Annotated in this window: 20 protein-coding genes and 1 pseudogene; 6 read left to right on the top strand and 15 right to left on the bottom strand. The window is 42.7% G+C overall.

Annotated elements, in window-relative coordinates:
* Window positions 1-12 precede the first annotated feature (12 nt).
* From BTA30_RS07335 to BTA30_RS07320, 4 genes are all read right to left on the bottom strand, one after another.
* A complete protein-coding gene (locus BTA30_RS07335; protein WP_076760604.1) occupies window positions 13-1,851 on the bottom strand; it encodes a T7SS effector LXG polymorphic toxin in 1,839 nt (612 codons plus the stop codon).
* A gap of 11 nt (window positions 1,852-1,862) precedes the next feature.
* Window positions 1,863-2,141 (bottom strand): YwqI/YxiC family protein, encoded by a 279-nt coding sequence (locus BTA30_RS07330; RefSeq protein ID WP_076760603.1) that lies wholly within the window; start codon window positions 2,139-2,141, stop codon window positions 1,863-1,865.
* Window positions 2,142-2,148: 7 nt separating this feature from the next.
* On the bottom strand, window positions 2,149-2,541 hold the full coding sequence (locus BTA30_RS07325) for a YwqH-like family protein (RefSeq protein WP_076760927.1): 393 nt from the start codon (window positions 2,539-2,541) through the stop codon (window positions 2,149-2,151).
* A 1,301-nt stretch (window positions 2,542-3,842) separates the two neighbouring features.
* Window positions 3,843-4,508 carry a flagellar brake protein gene (locus BTA30_RS07320; protein ID WP_076760602.1) on the bottom strand — a complete coding sequence of 222 codons (666 nt, stop codon included), beginning with the start codon at window positions 4,506-4,508 and terminating at the stop codon, window positions 3,843-3,845.
* A 130-nt stretch (window positions 4,509-4,638) separates the two neighbouring features.
* On the opposite strand from BTA30_RS07320, the gene BTA30_RS24305 reads away from it, so the two are divergent.
* From BTA30_RS24305 to BTA30_RS07310, 4 genes are all read left to right on the top strand, one after another.
* Window positions 4,639-4,779: a hypothetical protein gene (locus tag BTA30_RS24305; RefSeq protein WP_125921346.1), complete on the top strand. Its 141-nt coding sequence runs from the start codon at window positions 4,639-4,641 to the stop codon at window positions 4,777-4,779.
* Window positions 4,780-4,966: 187 nt separating this feature from the next.
* The gene (locus BTA30_RS24380) at window positions 4,967-5,158 is read left to right on the top strand and encodes a site-specific integrase (RefSeq protein ID WP_125921345.1); all 192 of its coding nucleotides are present in this window, start codon (window positions 4,967-4,969) and stop codon (window positions 5,156-5,158) included.
* A 552-nt stretch (window positions 5,159-5,710) separates the two neighbouring features.
* Window positions 5,711-6,655: a helix-turn-helix transcriptional regulator gene (locus tag BTA30_RS07315; protein ID WP_076760601.1), complete on the top strand. Its 945-nt coding sequence runs from the start codon at window positions 5,711-5,713 to the stop codon at window positions 6,653-6,655.
* Window positions 6,656-6,943: 288 nt separating this feature from the next.
* Window positions 6,944-7,348: a VOC family protein gene (locus tag BTA30_RS07310; protein ID WP_076760600.1), complete on the top strand. Its 405-nt coding sequence runs from the start codon at window positions 6,944-6,946 to the stop codon at window positions 7,346-7,348.
* 363 nt (window positions 7,349-7,711) lie between these two features.
* On the opposite strand, the gene BTA30_RS24085 is transcribed toward BTA30_RS07310, so the two are convergent.
* A complete protein-coding gene (locus BTA30_RS24085) occupies window positions 7,712-7,843 on the bottom strand; it encodes a hypothetical protein (protein ID WP_275666961.1) in 132 nt (43 codons plus the stop codon).
* A 255-nt stretch (window positions 7,844-8,098) separates the two neighbouring features.
* On the opposite strand from BTA30_RS24085, the gene BTA30_RS07300 reads away from it, so the two are divergent.
* Complete coding sequence (locus BTA30_RS07300; protein WP_076760599.1) at window positions 8,099-8,365, top strand: LCI fold-containing protein; 267 nt, start codon at window positions 8,099-8,101, stop codon at window positions 8,363-8,365.
* 64 nt (window positions 8,366-8,429) lie between these two features.
* Here the strand turns inward: BTA30_RS07300 and yqgA are convergent.
* Window positions 8,430-8,778, bottom strand: a pseudogene (yqgA, locus tag BTA30_RS07295) (cell wall-binding protein YqgA); the annotation flags it as partial.
* Window positions 8,779-8,825: 47 nt separating this feature from the next.
* On the opposite strand from yqgA, the gene BTA30_RS07290 reads away from it, so the two are divergent.
* On the top strand, window positions 8,826-9,254 hold the full coding sequence (locus BTA30_RS07290) for a tyrosine-type recombinase/integrase (RefSeq protein WP_076760598.1): 429 nt from the start codon (window positions 8,826-8,828) through the stop codon (window positions 9,252-9,254).
* Window positions 9,255-9,331: 77 nt separating this feature from the next.
* Here the strand turns inward: BTA30_RS07290 and mutL are convergent, their stop codons facing one another.
* From mutL to spoVS, 9 genes are all read right to left on the bottom strand, one after another.
* Window positions 9,332-11,218: a DNA mismatch repair endonuclease MutL gene (gene mutL / locus BTA30_RS07285; protein ID WP_076760597.1), complete on the bottom strand. Its 1,887-nt coding sequence runs from the start codon at window positions 11,216-11,218 to the stop codon at window positions 9,332-9,334.
* Window positions 11,219-11,234: 16 nt separating this feature from the next.
* On the bottom strand, window positions 11,235-13,844 hold the full coding sequence (gene mutS / locus BTA30_RS07280; protein WP_076760596.1) for a DNA mismatch repair protein MutS: 2,610 nt from the start codon (window positions 13,842-13,844) through the stop codon (window positions 11,235-11,237).
* 108 nt (window positions 13,845-13,952) lie between these two features.
* The gene (gene cotE, locus BTA30_RS07275) at window positions 13,953-14,501 is read right to left on the bottom strand and encodes an outer spore coat protein CotE (protein ID WP_076760595.1); all 549 of its coding nucleotides are present in this window, start codon (window positions 14,499-14,501) and stop codon (window positions 13,953-13,955) included.
* Window positions 14,502-14,739: 238 nt separating this feature from the next.
* Window positions 14,740-15,171, bottom strand: a complete 432-nt coding sequence (gene ricA / locus BTA30_RS07270; RefSeq protein ID WP_076760594.1) for a regulatory iron-sulfur-containing complex subunit RicA — start codon at window positions 15,169-15,171, stop codon at window positions 14,740-14,742.
* A 1-nt stretch (window position 15,172) separates the two neighbouring features.
* The gene (gene miaB, locus BTA30_RS07265; protein ID WP_076760593.1) at window positions 15,173-16,702 is read right to left on the bottom strand and encodes a tRNA (N6-isopentenyl adenosine(37)-C2)-methylthiotransferase MiaB; all 1,530 of its coding nucleotides are present in this window, start codon (window positions 16,700-16,702) and stop codon (window positions 15,173-15,175) included.
* Window positions 16,703-16,844: 142 nt separating this feature from the next.
* The gene (locus tag BTA30_RS07260) at window positions 16,845-18,020 is read right to left on the bottom strand and encodes a glycine C-acetyltransferase (RefSeq protein ID WP_076760592.1); all 1,176 of its coding nucleotides are present in this window, start codon (window positions 18,018-18,020) and stop codon (window positions 16,845-16,847) included.
* A gap of 15 nt (window positions 18,021-18,035) precedes the next feature.
* Entirely contained in the window at window positions 18,036-19,064 is a 1,029-nt protein-coding gene (gene tdh / locus BTA30_RS07255) for an L-threonine 3-dehydrogenase (protein WP_094777309.1), read from the bottom strand.
* 139 nt (window positions 19,065-19,203) lie between these two features.
* Window positions 19,204-20,124, bottom strand: a complete 921-nt coding sequence (locus tag BTA30_RS07250) for a dipeptidase (protein WP_076760590.1) — start codon at window positions 20,122-20,124, stop codon at window positions 19,204-19,206.
* Window positions 20,125-20,231: 107 nt separating this feature from the next.
* Window positions 20,232-20,492, bottom strand: a complete 261-nt coding sequence (gene spoVS / locus BTA30_RS07245) for a stage V sporulation protein SpoVS (protein WP_003181955.1) — start codon at window positions 20,490-20,492, stop codon at window positions 20,232-20,234.
* Window positions 20,493-20,516: the final 24 nt, after the last annotated feature.

Below are 20,516 nucleotides of genomic sequence, written 5' to 3'. Positions count from 1 at the left end.
ATTCCTCCATAACTATCTATTTTGGGAACCTCCACCCCAAATATTTCTTCCACCAGTATGACCCGTTTTACCGTGGATATCCGAATCGACAAGTTGCATAACTCCTTCTTTTTGATGATGATGCCAAGTATATCCTTCTGGTCTTTTTCCTTTGGAGATTTGTTGCAATTGCCTATCAGAAAAGTTCTTTTTTAATTCAGGGTTTTTCATTATCTTTTCTTTTAATAGTAATGTTGCCTGTCTAAATTGTACAGGATCAGAAGCATTGTAAAATTTCTTATCGATCTTTACTTCCCCAACATGTTTAAAGATTGGGAATCCATCTTTATCATACTGAACGCCAGTGACAGGATGCTTCTTGTTTTTAAGATGTCCCATTTTTAAATTGATTGTTTTCGTTACTCCTGAAGGGTCTTTAAATGTGTATGGAGCAGCTTGTACAAGCACACTTTTCTTTTTATCCTCGGCCAATTCTTTTAATATAGGCGGCGTATTCTTCACATTAATAGAATTCGGCGCATCCTGAAGAATCCCTTCCAATGCGGGAGTGTATCGATTAATAGGCGGCTTTACAAATTGTTTTACGGACTTATCGGCTTTCTTCACCTTGCTAACCGCGGTTTTCCCAGCCTTGACAAGGTCTTTCGATCCCGTTGAAGCTGAAGAAGGTCCGTCTTTCAAGCCCCAAAGACTCCCAATCAAGTAAGTGAAATAGTGCGCCCTTGAATACGCGTCCCCATTTACTACTTTTTCATCCCACTGTTCAACTAAGGTATCAACCATACTTTGAAAGGCGCCTTTATAATCGTATCGAAGAACTGTGTCTAAAACGACTTTCGGGTCTTTATGTAAATGGTCGATTGTCCATCCAACATTCCAACCCAGCTGTAATCCGCCCTCAATAAAATCCTTTCCAAGATCCATGGCACCGCCAACAATGCCGTCTTGAATATCAGTACCCATTTTATTAAATTTAGACAGATTGTAAATTACTTTCTGTTCAGTTGTCAGATTGTCATATCCGATCTCATCAGCAATTTTAATATATTCACCATTGTCAATTGTTTTATCGAGTTTCTTCTTTAACTTGTACATTTTAACATCATGTTCACTAACTTCGCTAACTTCTTTTTCGAGCTTTGATCTCTTATCAAGCTTATCCAACATGACTCCCATCGCTGTCTCTTGATTCCCGCGCAAAGCATCCATCTCATCCGGCTTTAAAATCGAGCCTTTTTGATAGCCGGCGATTTCAATTTTAGGGCCTGTATACATTTTTTCAAGCCTGGTTATGTATCTTTGCATGGTCTCAAGGTCACTTTCAGCGGTTTTGAGAGCGTTGGTCTGTTCGCGGTCAAAAGCGTGCAACTTTTCAATTGTCTGATTGATTTCCTTTAAGGCTTTCTGATTCTGCTCGTGAAAATCGTTGTCATTCAAATCAGGCAAATCGACAATATGACCGACTTTAGCGATCGTTGCGTTGGCTTTTGAGACCAAATGCTTCGTGATCCGATCAGCTGCGTTTAAGCCTTGTTCCAGATCGTGTTCGAGAAAGGCTTGCGAAATATATCCGTTGTGATTGGGTTCAAGTGAGTTGAGTGCATTTTTCATTTTTTTCAAAACCGATTGATATTCTTCGATGAAAGATTCATAGAAACGCAAAAACGGGGTGTGGCATTCTTCGTAGAAGGCGCGAATGGCGTCCCCGCCTTTTCCTTTTAAGGCATCATCAAGAGATGTGATGCCGTCGACGCTTTTTTTGACCTTAGCAATTTCATCTGATTGTTTTTTTAATTGTTCCAGCGTATCATCTATTCCATCGCGTAACGCCTGAACATCCAGAGTCTTCATAGCATTCTCCTCTATTTTGTTTTCATCGATGAAGCCAGCTGTTTGTCGGTATCCTTGATTGCTTCAACGGCTGATTCAGTTTGGGCGATTTGTTTTGAAAAAGCAGAAGCATAAGATGCAGCGATCTTATTGATCGACTGATTTAATTCCTCTATCTTTTTCGCCGTATCTAAATGATTCTGACCTTTGACATCCGTCGGAACCGACGCTTTCATTGAATCGCTTGAATGCTTCAATTTAGAAAGTGCTTCTTTGACTTCACCGGTCTTTACTTTAATTTCTTGACCCATTTTTCATTTACTCCTTGTTCTGAGTTTCTTTTTTCTCTCTTTCAATCTTTTTCTCTAGTGAGTGGATTTCTTGTCCGAGTGAGTGAATCTCTCCGTTTAACGCTTTGATTCGTTCATCGATTTTTTCCAGAACGTCTGAAAGCTGCTTGCCTTTAATATCATGAAAGGATGCCTTTATATCCTTTCTAATACGTTCAAATGATTCGGCAAGGCTGCCTTGCCATGTGTGAGACGCAAGCTCGGGTTCTGTGATCATTTTTTTGGAATCAGAGAACTCTGTTTTGTCGTTTTTCAGTGCTGTGCGGCAAGCTTTCAACTCTGCCAAAAATTCTTTTTTCATCGATAAATCGACTTTCATGATATCCAAAGCCAGCGTTTCTCCCAGGATAGAACCGATCATTTTCAACACCTCGCTTCCCGAAAAATGCATGACAAAAGTAATAGCCAGTATAGAGTTTACCACTATACGGAAAGGAATTGGTGAATAAATCCTGATGATCCATGAAAATGAATCTTATTGATCAGGTCAAAAAACCCAATTCAAAATGATGGCCTTTTCAAAATTCCAAAAAAGGAAATCTATCACAATTTTCAGTCTTTATGCCGCTGCCTTTTTTAAATGAGGGTGAAACTGGGAAATCAATTTATATAGAAGAAATATTTATTACATCAATCAGTATTCCATATCGTGGATTCCAAAGGAGACACAGACTTTATTAAATTTGAGGATGGTTTTGGTGTGAAAAAATAGGCCCTTAAAGAACTTGAAGGTTTAAAACTAATCAAAAAATAAGAGTGCAGTTTTCACCTGCACTCTTATTTTTTACCAGTTACCTGTTATCTTACATGCTTTTTTGATGCTTTCGTGTTTCTTTCCAAGTGCGTGAATGCTTTATAAGACCTAAAGTGTACAACATTCTGGAGCTAACATACTCCGCAGAGTCGATCGATTGAGATGCAGTTTGTTCTTTAGCTTCAGGTACTTCTTTTAGCATCTATATTAAAAGGAAAAAAGGCGATCATTTAATCAAAAAGCATGTTAGTAAAATAGATGAGGAGTCGTTCCAACATTTAAGTCTACGACATACCTAGGCAACAATAATGCTGAAAATTCAAAAGCACTTAGAATTTAATGTGGTCAATAAACGTTTTAACCGCTCATAACCGTTGATGTATCAGGGATTATGAGCGGTTGATCATTACATCACCCGTTTAAAAACAGCATTTCGTGAACATTCGTTTCCTTTCGATAGCTAAACAATTCTTAAGTTTGTATAAACATCATCTCTTCTTATTTTCATGTTTTTTCAAGAATTTTAAAAATTTGTGGTCATTTTGGTGGTCACGCTTAAATATGTGGTCAATAAAGCTCTACACTGCCAGTGTAGATAATGCCTTCTGAACAAATATATTGTATATTCAATTCTGATCCCCCCTTTTATTTCAAAGGCTATTGGATTGTACATCTGATGACTTCTGAATGAAAATGATGATTGTTGGCAGAATTGGACAACAATTCGCCAACAGTCTTCCATATAACTGCATATGGTGGAGAAGAAAAATCCCCCCTTTAAATTAAGGGGGGCCGGGGCAGATCACTGTCTTCCTCAACTTTTGGAGGGTTAACATACTCTATCTTGACGATTTTATTACCGTCTACCTACACACTGTAAGCTATGCCATCTAAAAACTAGTCATTTTTTATTCAGATTTAAGTTTTCTTCTTTCTATCAATTGGAAGTTTATGCAATATTGTACAAGTGTTTGTTTATCATGCTCATTCATCCTGATAAATTCAACTGTCATGATCTGTTTGTTTGTTCTACGATCAAGGTAAGTGCGTTTGACTTGAGCATGAACGTCAATCACAGTTTCATCATGCCCCTCATTTGGTAGAGAGATACTTAAATTCAAATCCTCTTCTGGTTTGTGTTTTTGCGTCTCTTCAATGATTAATGCAGCGCCTCCAGCACTGATATTTGTTGTATATGTTTTATACATTGAGCCAGATCCATATGGACGAACAGTGACAGGAATCGTTGTATTTACTCTAAAAAATTGCCGCCTTTGAATTTTTGTCATTTGATCTTCTTCAGGTAAATACACATTTAATATAGGTATATAACGATGGGTCTCTCGTCCTTGTATTACACTAGTAAATTTATATAGGACTTGTTGCTTATTCACGAAGTGAATCGTGACAATTGTATTTGTTGGAATAATAACAGTTCTTCCCGTTTCTACATCAACAGGATAATGTACTCTTAAAACATTTTCTTCAATAGATGACACTTTGCTTTTCGCAATGACATTTTCTTGATTTTCGTTTTCGAACTCTATTGTTATGATATCTCCTAAGGATAACAATGGGCATCACTCTTTCAATTCTACTTAATTATTATATCGGTACTATGACACATAAATTAAAGAAAAGAAAGGAGGAGACATTGAGAGTCCTTTCTTTTATCTTAAAATTTAAGTAGTCAATAAACGGTTAATAAAAAGATTTGGACATATGAAACTCAAAAGCCTTACTCCCCACCTCATAACAAAATATTATAATGATCTTTTAAGTGAAGGATTGACACTAGAGTACATTCAATATATACACTCTATCCTCAAACATCATCTAGGGTAGCTGTGGAATGGAAGTATCTAAAAAATAACTTTATGGATCATGTTAAAGCGCCAAGGCGTACTAAAAAATAAGGACTTGTGTTGCAATCTACTAAAACGAAAAGCGGAAATAGAAACATAGCCATCACCAAAGAAGATATTGAAGAATTATAAGCGTACAAAAGCAAGAACAGCTCTTAAAAGTAGGAATGAACCTTACAGGAAATCACTTTGTAATTTCTGCATTTGGCGGTGAACCAGTAAACCCAAATACAATTCACAAACAATTTTTATATGACATTAAATTGGCTGGTGTTAAGCTGATACGATTTCATGATTTACGACATACCCATGCAACAATAATGCTTGAAATTGGAGAAAATTCAATCGTTGATATATAAGGGATTATGAGCGGTTGAAAATTACATCACCCGTTTAAAAACGGCATTTCGTTAACAATCGTTTCCATTCAATTTTTGAACCACATAAGATTTTTTATAAACGCCGTTTCTTGTTATGTTCATGTTTTTTCACCGTGTTTTGAAAAATTTGTGGTCATTTTGGTGGTCACGTTTAAGTACGTGGTCAGCGCTACACTGCCAGTGTAGATGATGCCTTCTGAACAAGTATTTTCGATTCTGACCATTCCTTTTATCTCAAGGGCTATTTAATAGTACATCTGATGACTTCTGATTGAAAATGATGATTGTTGGCGGAGTTGGACAACAATTCGCCAACAACATTCCATTTTGCTACATCGTTTCATCAATTATGTTTAAGGTTTCCAAATAAACTCGACCAATGACCTCTTCCTTACCTTGGAAGAGCATCTTGAAAGTGATTCCCACATAGATGTAAATACACTTCAGCGACTAAAAACTCTAGATTCACTAAACCATCTTCTCCGTTATGTTATGTTAATTTTACAATAAACATTTAAGGGGGCGAACTTAATGAATAAAACAGACCGTTTGTTAGCCATCGTGCTCGAGTTACAACGTAAAGACGTTATACGGGCCGGAGATTTAGCGACCCAATTTGAAACTAGCGTACGAACGATCTACCGCGACATCCAAGCACTGTGTGAAGTAGGTGTACCGATAATAGGGGCACCTGGGACAGGATATTCCTTAATGGAAGGCTATTTCCTACCCCCAATTAGTTTCACGGTTCAAGAAGCCGTGAGTTTGCTGATTGGAATGGACTTTATCGAACAACAATTTGATGATGATTATCGTGTCAATGCTCAAGATGCCCGCTACAAAATAGAGGCCATTCTACCGGAGAGTGTACTCATTGAAACATCTCGTGTACGCAAGGTTATGCGTTTGCTCAATTCTGATAAGGATCATCAGTTAAAAGAAAAAGAATATCTAGAAAAGATCCGTCGAGCGATATTAGAAGAGAGAAAGATCGGCTTTCATTATTTAAAAAAATATGCAGATTCGGAGGGGAAACGGCATAGTGTTCGTACTGTTGCTCCCTATGGGTTGGTGCTAGTTGAAGGATCATGGATGCTTGTAGCCCAGTGTGATCTGCGTCAAGAAATTCGTCATTTCCGCTTGTCCCGAATGACAGAATTGATAGATTTGAGGGAACGATTCGAATTACCGATGCATTTTAAACTAAGTAAGTATACCCCACTGGATGATCGACACCTACTCGTCCGAATTCGGTTCAACCATGAAATCGCTGATAAGGTGAAGGAATCAAACTATCATTACATAGAGGATATGGAAGATCATCAAGATGGATTTCATGTGGTCTTACGTGTTCGTCACTTGGACGAAGTTTTGCAATGGGTCCTTGGTTGGGGAGCTGATGCGATTGTTTTGGAGCCTAAATCATTCCAGAATCGGATTCGTGAAGAAGCCCAAAAAATCTTAAAACGCTACTGACATACTGGTGTCAGTAGCGTCATTTTATAATCGGAGTAAGTAAACATAAAGGGGTGAGAGATAAATGCAAAGTTTGTCTTGCATCAGTAGGAGGACACTGACAATTAACATTGAGGTGAATTAATTTATTTCATTTGGATTAATTGAGAAACAGCCAGGCATCAAGCGTGGTCGAGGACCAAATGGTTCAGTTTCTAATTAATCGGACCTTTTAGGGAGCTTCGAGTGTTCTGACCCAAATTGATAGGATGGGATATTGTATCATTTATTATAGGAAGGATGGTATTTGTGAATTTTGCTTCTGTTCGTATCATTACTGAAGACGTGGATCGTCTTGTCCAATTCTATGAAAAAGTCTTGGGTGTTTCGGCTGAACACCCTGCGCCTGTCTTTGCCGAACTTGTTGTACCATCGTGTACTCTTGCGATCGGCCACTCGCAGACGGTGCCACTGTTCGGTACTGGTTCTGCAGTGGCGGCCGACAATCACTCCGTCATTATTGAGTTTCGCGTCTATAATATCGATGCCGAATACGAGCGCTTGAAACCGTTTGTAGACGAGTGGGTAAAGGAACCGACCACGATGCCGTGGGGGAATCGTGCTATGTTATTCCGTGATCCCGACGGAAACCTAATTAACCTCTTCGAGCCGGTAACCGAGGCGGCTATCAAACGGTTTAGCCGAAGGGGTTGAGAGAAACGTTTGAATGAGGCCTCAATTCGGGGTACTTTAACAGTATGTAAAATATATGGAATTTTAGCAAACGTACCTATAACATTTGTCTGGTGATAACATCTTTCATCGTTAGACAAACCACTAAGAAGCTTTGAACAAAAAAGGCCCCTCTCACAATAGATGGGGCCCTTTTATCACTTCAATAATGCTTCAAGTTTAGCTTTCGTTTTTGCACCATAAATGAAGTTTCTTTTTATCATGAACAGACAAAAAATCTCTTAATTTCATACTCATTTCTCCTTACCGAATAAACACCACCTTGCGCTATTCGCTTTTTTGATATAAAAATGGCTCCGGCAAATCTCCAGGAGGACGCAAAGATTATTGGAGCCATGTGAAAATGACTTCCTGTGCAAGTGGGATTTCACCGCTTGCGTTCCCCGTGACTATCGCGCGCAATCCTGCATAGACTCCAGCCGCTCCTCCTGTGAAGCTGACGACCTTCATCACCATTCGATACATCCGGGTACACACTTGATAAGGGAAAGGTGTGTCTCCCATTCTGGCCAATAAAAAAGCGGCCACCAATCAGCTGCACAACATCCGTGTGCAAAAGATCAGTGTCCGCAGGCTCTCCGTCTTGGACGTATTCAAAGGTTACGTTCGTTTATTTAAGTGTTCACAAATAATTAACATTTTTTTACAAGGTTTTTTCTTACAAATGAAGAATTCATTAAGTGTATTAAATCTAAAAAAGGGGTGTTTAAAATGAAATTGAAAAAAGTATTAACTGGTTCAGCTTTATCACTTGCTTTACTTGTTTCTGCAGCTCCAGCTTTTGCGGCTAGTCCAAATCCGAATCCTCAAAGTTCTTCAACTGAAGATTTTACGATTCAAACTTGGAAACAGTTTGAAAGTAAAACTGGAATTTTTGCAGAATCCTTTACGTTAAATGGTGTTAAATACATTTTCAAATACAGAGAGTACGACTATAATAGAGATATTTGGATTGGTCACTATAAATCCGTGGATTAAATTTTAAAATTTGCTGTCGAGATTATCTCGACAGCTTTTTTATCGTTAGGTTATCCATATTACCTCACCTTCCCGTCACAGGCCGTTTAATATAAAACTTTTTAGATTCGAAAGTGCCGATGTATTTGTTTTTAGCTGAATCCGTGTAACAGTCAAACTGGATGGCATAAGTCCCTTTTCCGGTGCGCTTGCGTATCTCGCTGACGCTGAAAGACTTCAATGGCATTGAATGGTTGAAGTATCCCCGCTGCACAAGGTTTGTATCAGTCAAGCCGCCGCCCGAGCGTTTTTTGTAGACGCCTGCCGTATAATAAAGTCTTCCTGATCCTTTCTTTTCAGCCCGCCAGTCAACCGTTTTCGCTCCTGAATAGTAATAAGGTGTCGTCAGTGAATATACGCGCTGTATGATAGAATATATGTACGCAATTCTCTGTATTATATTTCTGGTCAAGGACTTGTGTTGCAATCTACTAAAACGAAAAGCGGAAATAGAAACACAGCCATCACCAAAGAAGATATTGAAGAATTAAAAGCGTACAAAATCAAGAATCAAGAACAGCTCTTAAAAGTAGGAATGAACCTTACAGGAAATCACTTTGTAATTTCCGCGTTTGGCGGTGAACTGGTAAATCCATATACAATTCACAAACAATTTTTATATGATATTAAACCGGCTGGTGTTAAGCGGATACGATTTCATGATTTACGACATACCCATGCAACAATAATGCTTGAAATTGGAGAAAATTCAAAAGTTGTATCTGAACGGTTAGGCCATGCAAATACCTCTATAACTCTAGATAAGTACAGTCACGTAACAAAGAACTTACAAAAATCCTCTGCAGAAAATTATTCAAAAGCACTTAGAACAGACCAATTTGACAATTAATGTGGTCAAAATGTGGTCAAAAAACATACTAATCGCTCATAACCGTTGATGTATCAAGGGTTATGAACGATTAGAAATTACATCACCCGCTTAAACATCTTCTCCATCTCATACGTCGAATAATGAATAATAATCGGGCGGCCGTGCGGGCATGTGAAGGGGTCGGCCGTCCGGCGCAGTTCGTCGAGCAGGGCGCTGATTTCGTCGTCGCGCAGGTGGTGGTTGGCTTTGATTGATCCCTTGCAGCTCATCATGATCGCCGCCTCTTCGCGCAATTTTTTGATGTCGATGTTTCGGTTATCAAGGACTTGCTGGATGATGTCTTCAATGATCATCATTTCCTCGCCCTTTGGAAACCATGTCGGATGGCAACGGACGATATAGCTGCCCGCGCCGAAAGCCTCTAGAAAAACGCCGACCTTGGCCAGGTCTTCCAAGTGCTCTTCGATGATCATCGCTTCATTTTTTGAATAATGGAATGTCAGTGGAACAAGAAGATCCTGAACATTCGGTTCGACTTCACCGACTTTTTCGCGGAAGTATTCATATTTAATCCGCTCCTGTGCGGCGTGCTGGTCAATGATATACAGTCCATTTTCATTTTGCGCGAGAATGTAGGTGCCGTGCATCTGGCCGATCGGATACATGATCGGCACCCTTTCTTTTGGCACCGCTTCTTCGTTCAGCTCCGGCTCGTTTTGCGGAGGCGCTTCCTCCTGCTCATCCAGCATCTGCTCTTCCACAGCCGGCGGTTCGGGCTGTACGTCTCGCAGAGGGGCTTCCTTCTCTTCCTCCGGCGGGAGCGGCGCTTCCTTTACAACCGAACTTAGTTTCATCGCTGAAAAAGAAGGCGCTTGTTTTGGCTCTGTTTCAGTCTCAACCTTCGGCACAGGTGTATTGTCGAAATTCAATTTTTGCTGCTCGGGCTTCACAAGCGGAGGCGCCGTCTTTTTCGGAATTTGCGCGCTCGGGATGAGCTGCTGCTTTTTGAATACGTCTTTGATCGCATCGCGAATCAATTCGTGGAGCTCGGTCTCTTTGCTCAGCCTGACCTCAAGCTTGGACGGATGCACATTGACGTCGACAAGGAGCGGATCCATATTGATTTCAATAAAAGTGATCGGATGGCGGCCGATCGGAAGCAGTGTGTGGTAGCCCTCGTGAATCGCTTTAACGAGCGGGAAATTTTTAATGTATCTGCCGTTGACGACAGATGACATGTAATTTCGCGACGCCCGGGTGATTTCAGGGAGCGCGATATAGCCCTTCACTTCAAAATCAAGGGAACTGGCGTGAAGCGGAAGCATTTTTCTCGCAACCGCCGTTCCATAAATCGCTGCCAGCACATGGCGGACATCCCCGTTCCCGTTTGTCTGCAGCAAGGTTTTCCCTTGGTGGCGCAGCCTGATCGATACTTCCGGATGCGCCAAGGCGATTCTGTTGACCACATCTGTGATGTTGCCGAGCTCGGTATGGATCGTTTTCATATACTTCAGCCGCGCCGGCGTATTGAAAAACAAATTCGATACCGTCATTTCCGTTCCTCTCCGGCTGGACGATTTTTGCTCGGAAATGATTCTTCCTCCCTGAAGCGTCAGATGGGTTCCCGCTCCTTCTCCGGTGCTTGTTTTAATGGTTAAATGTGAGACAGATGCGATACTTGGCAAAGCTTCTCCGCGGAATCCGAGCGTTCTGACGCGGAACAGATCGTTTTCATCTTTGATTTTGCTTGTCGCATGGCGCAAAAAAGCCGTTTTGCAGTCCTCCGCATCCATCCCTTCGCCATCATCAAGAACTTTAATGGAAGAAAGTCCGGCCTCTTCGACATCGATTTCAATGACCGAGCTGTTTGCATCGATCGCATTCTCGACAAGTTCTTTAACGACCGATGCCGGTCTTTCCACAACTTCACCCGCCGCGATTTTATTTGATAAATCATCGGGAAGCTGGATAATTCTTGCCAAGTTGGGTCACCTCTCTTTATCTTAGTTTCTTTTGCAGCTTGTACAATTCATTCATGACTTGTAATGGCGTCATATCCAACAGGTTCATAGTTTTAAATTCCTCCAAAACGCCCTGTTCTTTCTTAGACAGCTTCACTTGCTTTTCCTTAGGCTTGTCCGTTTCAAAGAAAGACAGCTGGGCGGTCTCCTTGGCCGGCGGCGCCGGGATTTCCTCAGGAGTCTCTTTTACAGCTTCCGGAGCTGTTGAAACAGCCGATTCCTTTGCACCAGCTTCAAGCTCTTTCAAAATCGTTTTCGCCCGGCTGATTAAACCGTCCGGAAGTTCAGCAAGCTGGGCGACATGTATCCCATAGCTTTTGTCTGCGGCCCCTTCTTTGATTTGATGGAGGAATACGACTTTTCCTTCGTATTCTTCTGCACGGACGTGGACATTTTTCAAGTCGGCGAGCTTTTCTTCAAGCGCTGTCAGTTCATGATAGTGTGTGGAGAAAAGCGTTTTTGCGCCGATATGGTTATGAACGTATTCGATGATCGCCTGTGCAAGCGCCATTCCGTCGTAAGTGGATGTGCCGCGGCCGATCTCATCAAATAAAATTAAGCTGTTTTTGGTCGCATGGACGATCGCATTTTTGGCTTCAAGCATTTCCACCATAAAGGTGCTTTGGCCTGATATCAGATCATCGGCGGCGCCGATTCTCGTAAAAATCTGATCAAAGATTGGCAGAACCGCTTTTTGAGCTGGAACAAAACAGCCGATTTGCGCCAAAATCGAAAGCAGCGCCATCTGTCTCATATACGTACTTTTACCGGACATATTCGGCCCTGTGATCAACAGCATCTGTCTTCCGCCGCCCATTTCACAGCTGTTCGGCACATATGACTGGCTGTCCATTACTTTTTCAACGACCGGATGCCGCCCGTCGACAACTTGAACAATGTCATCAGAAAACTCCGGCTTCACGTAATGGCGATTTTCGCTGATGGTTGCAAAGCATTGCAGAACATCAAGCTCACTCATCATTTTCGCCAGCTGCTGCAGACGAGGGATATATTGCTTCACCTGATCGCGCAGTTCTGAGAACAGCTCGTATTCCAGCTCGCTTATATTGTCTTCCGCTTCAAGAATCAAAGTTTCTTTTTCTTTGAGTTCAGGTGTGATATAGCGTTCAGCATTCGTTAAAGTCTGCTTTCTTTCATATCGGCCTTCTTCAAGCAGGTGGATGTTCGCTTTCGTCACTTCAATATAGTAGCCGAAAACTTTATTGAAGCCGACTTTTAAAGAGCGGATGCCGGTGTATTCCCGCTCCTGCTTTTCAAGCCTTGCAATCCAGTCTTTTCCGTTCTTGCTTGCATCCCTGTATTCATCAAGTTTCGCATGATAGCCGTCTTTTATTAAGTTTCCTTCTTTTAAAGAAAGCGGCGGATTCTCATAGAGCGCGTCTTCTAAAAGCTTTAGCAGATCGCCGCAAGGGTCGATTCTTGCAGCGCGCTCTTTCGCTTTCGGGTGATTGAGAGAAGTGACAAGCTGTTTAATTGCCGGGACTTGTTTCAACGACTCCTTCAGCTGGATCAAATCCCTCGCATTCACGTTGCCGTAAGCGACCCGGCCGGCAAGCCGCTCAAGATCGTACACTTCCTTCAGCCGCTCGCGCAAATCTTCGCGTTCAAACAAATGGGCAATCAGCGTTTCCACGATTTCCTGGCGCTCTTTGATCTGGCCCTTCCTGATCAGCGGTCTGTCAATCCATTGTTTTAACAGGCGTCCGCCCATTGCCGTTTTGGTTTCATCCAAGAGCCAGAGAAGCGATCCTTTTTTATTTTTGGAACGGATTGTTTCAGTCAGTTCAAGATTGCGCTTGGAGTACAGGTCGATTTTCATCGCTTCTTCCAATTCATAAGGCTGCACATGCTGAAGGTGGTCAAGGTTTCTTTTCTGGGTGCGTTGTAAATAGGTGTAAAGCTTTAAAAACGTATCAACAAGCTCTTGAGACGGCAGGTCTTTTACAATGTCAGGCCTCTCATCTGCTTGTTCGTCTTCGAAGGAGATCGTCGCTCCGCACCGCTCTTTTAAAATTGTGATGTCCTTCTCGCTCAGATTTCGGCTGACGACGATTTCACGCGCACCGACTGAATAAATCTCAGAAACGACATCATCCAGCCTTTCGATTGTCGTCACTAAATTTTCGCCCGTCGTTAAATCTGAAAAGGCGAGTCCGTATGTATGCTGAAAACCGCTGACAGAGGCGATAAAGTTATTTTCATTTTCATGAATGCCCTTTCCGTCCATGACGGTGCCGGGTGTGATCAGCTGAACGACTTCCCTTTTGACAACTCCTTTTGCTGATTTAGGATCTTCCACCTGTTCACAGATCGCTACTTTATAGCCTTTTTTGATCAACTGTTCAATATAAGAAGCGCACGAATGATAGGGAACCCCGCACATGGGGATTCTTTCGCTCGATCCGCCGTCTCTGCTCGTTAACGTGATTTCCAGCTCCTGAGATGCTTTTTTCGCATCTTCAAAAAACATCTCATAAAAATCTCCTAGACGAAAAAATAAAAAGGCATCCTGATACTCTGCCTTAATCTTTAAATATTGCTGTATCATTGGCGTGTAGCCAGCCATATTAATCCCTCACTATGTCATAACGTTTCTATTGATTCCATCATTCATTATACCATAAAGATTTCCGCTAAAAAAAAGAAACTAGGGCGGTGTTTCCCTAGCTTCCTTTTACTCTTCTGGATCTCCGACCAAAAACTCAGGATTGATGTCTTCCAGTTCTTCGTCCAGCTCTTCTTCCCATGCTTCTTCATCATCGCTTTCTGTCCATTCGGAATTGACCTCGACGACGATTTTCGTTTCGCCGACCACTTCTGATAAAAATTCCCTTTCGGCTTGAACCACCACTTTGTTTCCGTTGGGAGAAATGGTCACTTCCAGGCAGTTCGGCTGCTGAAGCACCTTCGCAATCACTTCATGTTCATCATCTAAGTAATTTTTGTCGCGGTAGCGGAGCTTAATGACATCAACATAAGAGACCCGTTCTGTCACAACCTCGGTTTTTGTGTTGTCGGCATAGGAGTACCAAACATTAATATCATATGTCCCTTCAATTTCAACCGTTTTGCCGACTTTTTCGGCATCATACTTATGATTGATAATCCAACCGCCCAAAATACTGGTTGGCTTTTGCGAAGGGGAGATTGTATGGGTGCACTGGGTGAATTTCCGGCCTTTCGCGACTACCGCTTTTGTAATAATTTCCCTGTATTCAGACATTCGGTCATGCCTCCTTGTTTTTCCTCGTATTATCTTATGCTGGGCATTCGTCTAATGTGCGTTCCTGGAGAAATCAAAATAAATTCCCATTTAATGAATCTGTTTAAGTGTATGCAGATGAGCGGATAAACTTGACTTAAATCATTAAAGAAAAGACAGACCGAACGCCGAATCTTTTAAATAAGCCGTCGAGCGGCGGACATTTAAATAAAAAAACGACGCCTAGAAAGGCGCCGAATTATAATGAACAGCTCGGTGATGAATTTTTGAGTTTTGAACCGGTCTCGCCTGTCAGCAGGTCTCCCCCGGTCGATGTTATGATCTCATTTGTGACTTTGTTTGATATTGTATGGGCGACAAGCTGGAGAAGATCGTTGACTTCCATTTGGGAGTCTCTGAACTCCTGGATGATCGGAATCTCGTCAAGCTCTGCCTGAAGGGCATCGATTTTCGCTTCCGTCTGTTTCAGCGCTTCATGCTTTTCATAATGTTTAAAGTTGACGGCTTGCTTTTGCAGGGCTTTGATCTGATTAATGATGCTCGTAATCTTGGCATTTTCATTAATCTGCGCCTCAGCCTTTTTGAAGAAGTCGACTTCTTCTGTTTCTGCAATCATTTTGGCAAGCTCGCGCGCTTTTGTAACAATATCTTTTTTCGTGTAAAGAGTCATCTTATTTCACCTCGATTGCTTCTCCTACCATTTCTCCGTCAAGCGACCACGTTTTCGCCTGATGGATTTTCACGTTGACAAGCTGACCGATCGCTTCTTTTGGTCCTTTAAAGTTCACAAGCTTGTTTTTCCGTGTGTAGCCGGCAAGAATATCAGGATTGTTTTTACTTTCACCCTCTACTAATACTTCGACAACCTGCCCCTCGTATTCCTTCATTTTCTTGGCAGAAATTTCGTTGACAACTTCATTCAAACGCTGAAGACGTTCTTTTTTCACCCTCATCGGAACATTGTCTTTCATTTTTGCTGCAGGCGTTCCTTCACGAGGCGAGTAGATGAACGTATAGGCGCTGTCGAATTCAACTTCCCTGTATAAAGAAAGCGTTTCTTCAAATTGTTCATCCGTTTCATTAGGGAAGCCGACGATGATGTCTGTTGTTAAAGAAGCGTTTGGCATCGCTTTTTTAATTTTGCCGACAAGCTCGAGGTAGCGTTCACGGTCATATTTGCGCGCCATCAGCTTCAGTACTTCAGAGCTTCCAGACTGAACAGGCAGATGGATGTGATCCAGCAGGTTGCCGCCTTTTGCAAGCACCTCGATCAGATGGTCGTCAAAGTCGCGCGGATGGCTTGTTGTAAAGCGGATTCGCGGAATATCGATTTTGTGGAGTTCATCCATCAGGTGGCCGAGACCGTATTCCATGTCATCAAAGTCTTTACCGTAGGCATTGACGTTCTGCCCGAGAAGCGTGATTTCTTTATAGCCTTCAGCCGCAAGTCTTCTGACTTCCTGAATGATTTCCTCCGGCCGTCTGCTGCGTTCTTTTCCTCTTGTGTACGGCACGATGCAGTACGTGCAGAACTTGTCACAGCCGTACATGATGTTTACCCAGCCTTTAATTTTGCCGTGGCGGACTTTCGGCAGGTTTTCAATGACGTCTCCTTCTTTGGACCATACTTCGATGACCATTTCTTTTGACAGATAGGCTTCTGACAAGAGTTCCGGCAGACGGTGGATATTGTGTGTACCGAAAATCAAATCGATGAACGGATGTTTCTTTAAAATCCGGTTGACGACTGATTCTTCCTGGGACATACAGCCGCAGACACCGAGGATCAAATCTGGATTATCTTTTTTCAAAGCCTTTAAATGGCCGATTTCACCGAACACTTTATTTTCCGCATTTTCACGAATGGCGCATGTGTTTAACAGAATGACGTTGGCGTCTTCTGTCGAATCGGTCGGCTCATAGCCGAGCGTCATGAAAATGCCGGCCATGACTTCTGTATCATGCTCATTCATCTGGCATCCGTATGTGCGGATATAAAACTTCCGCCCCTCTCCAATGCCTTTGTACTGCTCAGATATTTTAAAATCGCTATGGTATTTAACGGCTTCTTTGCCGCGTTTTTTTGCATCCTTTAATGAAGGCGGAACATAAACAGCTTCAAAGTACTTGCTGTAATCCTTCTCGGATTTTTTGTCCGATGGATTGACCTGTCCGCTTTCAGTTCGCTGTTTTTCATTCATGTTTTTTTCTCCTTTCAAACAAAGCTCCACTCTTCAGTATAAAGGTTCTTAGCTGTCAGCACAACCGAGAACCCATTATTGTACACTAAATGAAAATGATTATCAATGGTAATTTGCTCTGTTTAAAAAGAAAACCTTCATCTTAAAGAAGACCCGCTTTGCGAGCACCGGTTTCGATGATCTCAAGCGCTTTGTCAAGCTCTTCTTTCGTATGCTGTGCGGTCATCATGGTTCTGATTCTTGCTTTTCCTTTCGGAACTGTCGGAAATACAATGGCCTGTGCAAATACGCCCAGCTCAAACAGCATATGGGAAAAGCGGCATGTCTCCGCTTCATCACCGATTAAAATCGGTGTGATCGGCGTCTCGCTCTTGATCAGCGGAAGCCCGATGTTTTCAAGCCCTTTTTTGAAATAGGCCGAATTATCCCAAAGCTTTTTGATGAATGAAGGTTCCTCCATCAGCACATTGAGCGCTTCAATGCAAGCTGCGGTAACGGCCGGCGGATGAGAGGTGCTGAACAGAAACGGACGGCCTTTATGTTTTAAATAGTCGATCAGCACTTTTGATCCTGCGGCATATCCTCCTAAGACGCCGATCGCTTTGCTGAGGGTGCCGACTTGAATGTGTACCTTTCCATCCAGACCGAAATGATGAACCGTTCCGCGCCCGTTTTCGCCGAGAACGCCGGAAGCGTGCGCATCGTCGACCATGACAAATGCATCATATTGCTCTGCAAGCCGGACAATGTCAGGAAGCGGCGCGATGTCGCCATCCATCGAAAACACACCGTCTGTAACGATAAGCCGTGTTCTATAATTCATCGACTTTTTCAAAATCTTTTCTAAGTCTTCCATATTCGCATGTTCATATACTTTTCTGCCCGCTTTGGTAAGCCTGATCCCGTCTATGATGGAAGCGTGGTTTAATTCATCAGATATCACGATGTCATCTTTTGTGAGAATGCTTGAAAGAATGCCCTGATTTGCTGTAAAGCCGGACTGAAATACGAGCGCCGCTTCCGTTTTTTTGAATGAGGCGAGCTTTTTCTCAAGTTCGGCATGCATTATGAAAGTCCCGGCGATGGTGCGGACCGAACCGGTTCCCGCCCCATATTGCTCCACCGCGTCTCTTGCCGCTTTTTGAAGCCGCGGGTGTGAGGTCAGTCCCAAATAATTATTGGAAGAAAGCTGAATGATATCTTTTCCTTTCATTTTGACAGTTGATCCTTGAAGCGATTCTATAATCGGCAGCTCTTGAAATGTGCCGTTTTCTTTCATTGTTTCAAGCTCTGAAGCTAAAAAAGTAAATTCCTTCATATTAATCTCTCCTTTCTAAGGTATCAATATAACTTTTCCACACTGCCCTTCCTTCATCAGCTCAAAGCCTTTTTCATATTCTTCAAGTGAAAAATGATGGGTGATGACAGGTTTGATCTGAATTGTACCGGCGTGCAGCAGTTCACTGACCTGTCTCCATGTTTCAAACATCTTCCGGCCGGTAATTCCTTGAACCGTAAGTCCTTTAAAGACAATGTCATTCGTCATGTCGATGCATACGGGATGCTCCGGCAAACCTAAAATATGAACCCTTCCCCCGTTTGCCGCCATTTTTAAGCTTTGCCGGATGGCTGTCGGATGGCCGGACATCTCACAAACCAGATCGACACCCTCTCCGTTCGTTAAAGCGCTTACATTTTTAAGCGGATCTTCTTTTGCAATGGAGATGGTTTCGGTCGCACCCATTTGTACAGCCAAGTCAAGTCTGTACTCGTTTTTATCGATCGCGATCACTTGAGAAGCGCCGGATGCTTTTGCCACCGCCACAGCCATCAGTCCAATCGGCCCGCAGCCGACAACGGCTACTTTCACTCCTGCCGTAATACCCGTCAGCACTGTATGAACGGCATTTCCGAGCGGTTCTTGGATGGAAGCAAGATCCTCAGGCATGCCAAGCGGATTTTTCCAAATGTTTTCCGCCGGAACCTTGACATACTCGGCGAAACAGCCTTCTATATCAACGCCGAGAATCTGAGTATTTCTGCAAACATGTTCTTTTCCCGTCAGACAGGGCACGCACTTGCCGCAGACGATATGCGTTTCGGCTGATACATACTCTCCCACTTTTACTGAAGTGACATTCTCCCCGACTAGAGCGACTTCACCGGAAAATTCGTGGCCAAAAACATAGGGCGGTTTTACTCTGTTTTTCGCCCATTCATCCCAATTATAAATATGAACATCGGTTCCGCAAATCGATGCTGCTTTGACCTTGATAAGCACTTCGTGTTGATCGATTTTCGGAATCGGAACGAGCTCACAGCTGGCGCCAGGCTCCCCCGGCTTCTTGATAAGCGCTTTCATATTTCCGTTCACTACGAACAGCCCCCTTTTCAAGAAATCGCTTTACAAAAGGATTGTAGCACGATTTCACATCTCGGTAAATACCACTGTCCGTATGAAGAGGACATTTGAGCGCCCTCTGAAAAATAACGGATATTTTTTAAAAAGGGATTCGGCTGACGAAATTTTCAAAGAGAAATCGGTTCACTTGTCTTGATGTAAACGAGCGTTCCAATGCTTCGATCAGGTTCTCATAATCCTTGTGGGATTCCAGATCCGGAATCACCCGGTCGATGCCGTCAAAATCCGACCCGAAGCCGATATGCCGTTCACCGCCTAAAGAACAGACATGATCAATATGTGAGAGTATATCTTTAATCCTCGGCGTTCCCCTGTGTTTCACAAATTCAGGAACAAATGTCAGGCCGATGACACCGTCTTTGTCAATGAGCGCTTTGATTTGATCATCCTTTAAATTCCTTGGATGGGGACAAAGACTGTATGCATTCGAATGGGAAGCGATCGGATACTTCGCAGCCGCAATCGCATCCCAAAAGCTGTTTTCCGACAAATGGGAGACATCTGTCCAAGCCCGGTTTTTGTTGGCGATTCGGATTAATTTTTTCCCCCAAGACGTCAGGCCGGCATTCCTTTTTTCTAAAGCGCCGTCAGCAAACGCGTTCGCCCAGTTCCATGTCAGGCCGAAGCTTCTGACTCCCAGCTGAAAAAAGACATCAAACAGCCTTAGGTTTTTTGAAATTGGCTCACAGCCTTCCATCGTTAAAATAATGCCTGTTTCATCACTCTTTAGCGAATCGATGTCTGTTTTGCTTGTGATCCGTTTAATCCGTTCATATTTGGAAATTTTTTCTTGAAACAATTGGATTTGAACAAGCGCCATTTCAAGGCGCATATTGGCAGGAACGGAATCGGGCAGAAAAATCGCTAGACACTGCACTTTCGCCTTACCGTTTAAAAGCGCTTTGAGCGGTGTTTGTAATGAAGGATCATGATATTCATCAAGCTTTGGATTTTTCCAGAGCTTGAAAAGCAGGTCGGAATGGGCATCAAAAATATTCAAGTTCATCCTCTCCCAGCTGCATGTTTTCAAAGCCAAACAAACCAAAAACAACCCGCTTACATGAAGTAAGCAGGTTGAAGCATGCTAAATATGATGTTCTTTTTCTATCAGCGAGGTTCTACAATCAATTTAATCGCTGTTCGTTCTTCACCGTCAATTTGAATGTCCGTAAACGCCGGAATGCAAATCAGATCAACTCCGCTTGGCGCTACAAACCCTCTGGCAATCGCGACCGCTTTAACAGCTTGATTCAAAGCTCCGGCTCCGATTGCTTGAATTTCTGCAGCACCTCGTTCTCTCAAGACTCCTGCGAGCGCACCTGCGACCGAGTTTGGATTTGATTTTGCTGAAACCTTTAATATTTCCATTCCTGCTCCCCCTTAATTTTACAA

It is taken from the genome of Bacillus swezeyi (genome assembly GCF_001969815.1).
In the GTDB taxonomy this organism is placed as follows: Bacteria; Bacillota; Bacilli; order Bacillales; family Bacillaceae; genus Bacillus; species Bacillus swezeyi.
Note: the sequence above shows the minus strand (reverse complement) of the source record. Positions and strands in the feature narration are given on the sequence as shown.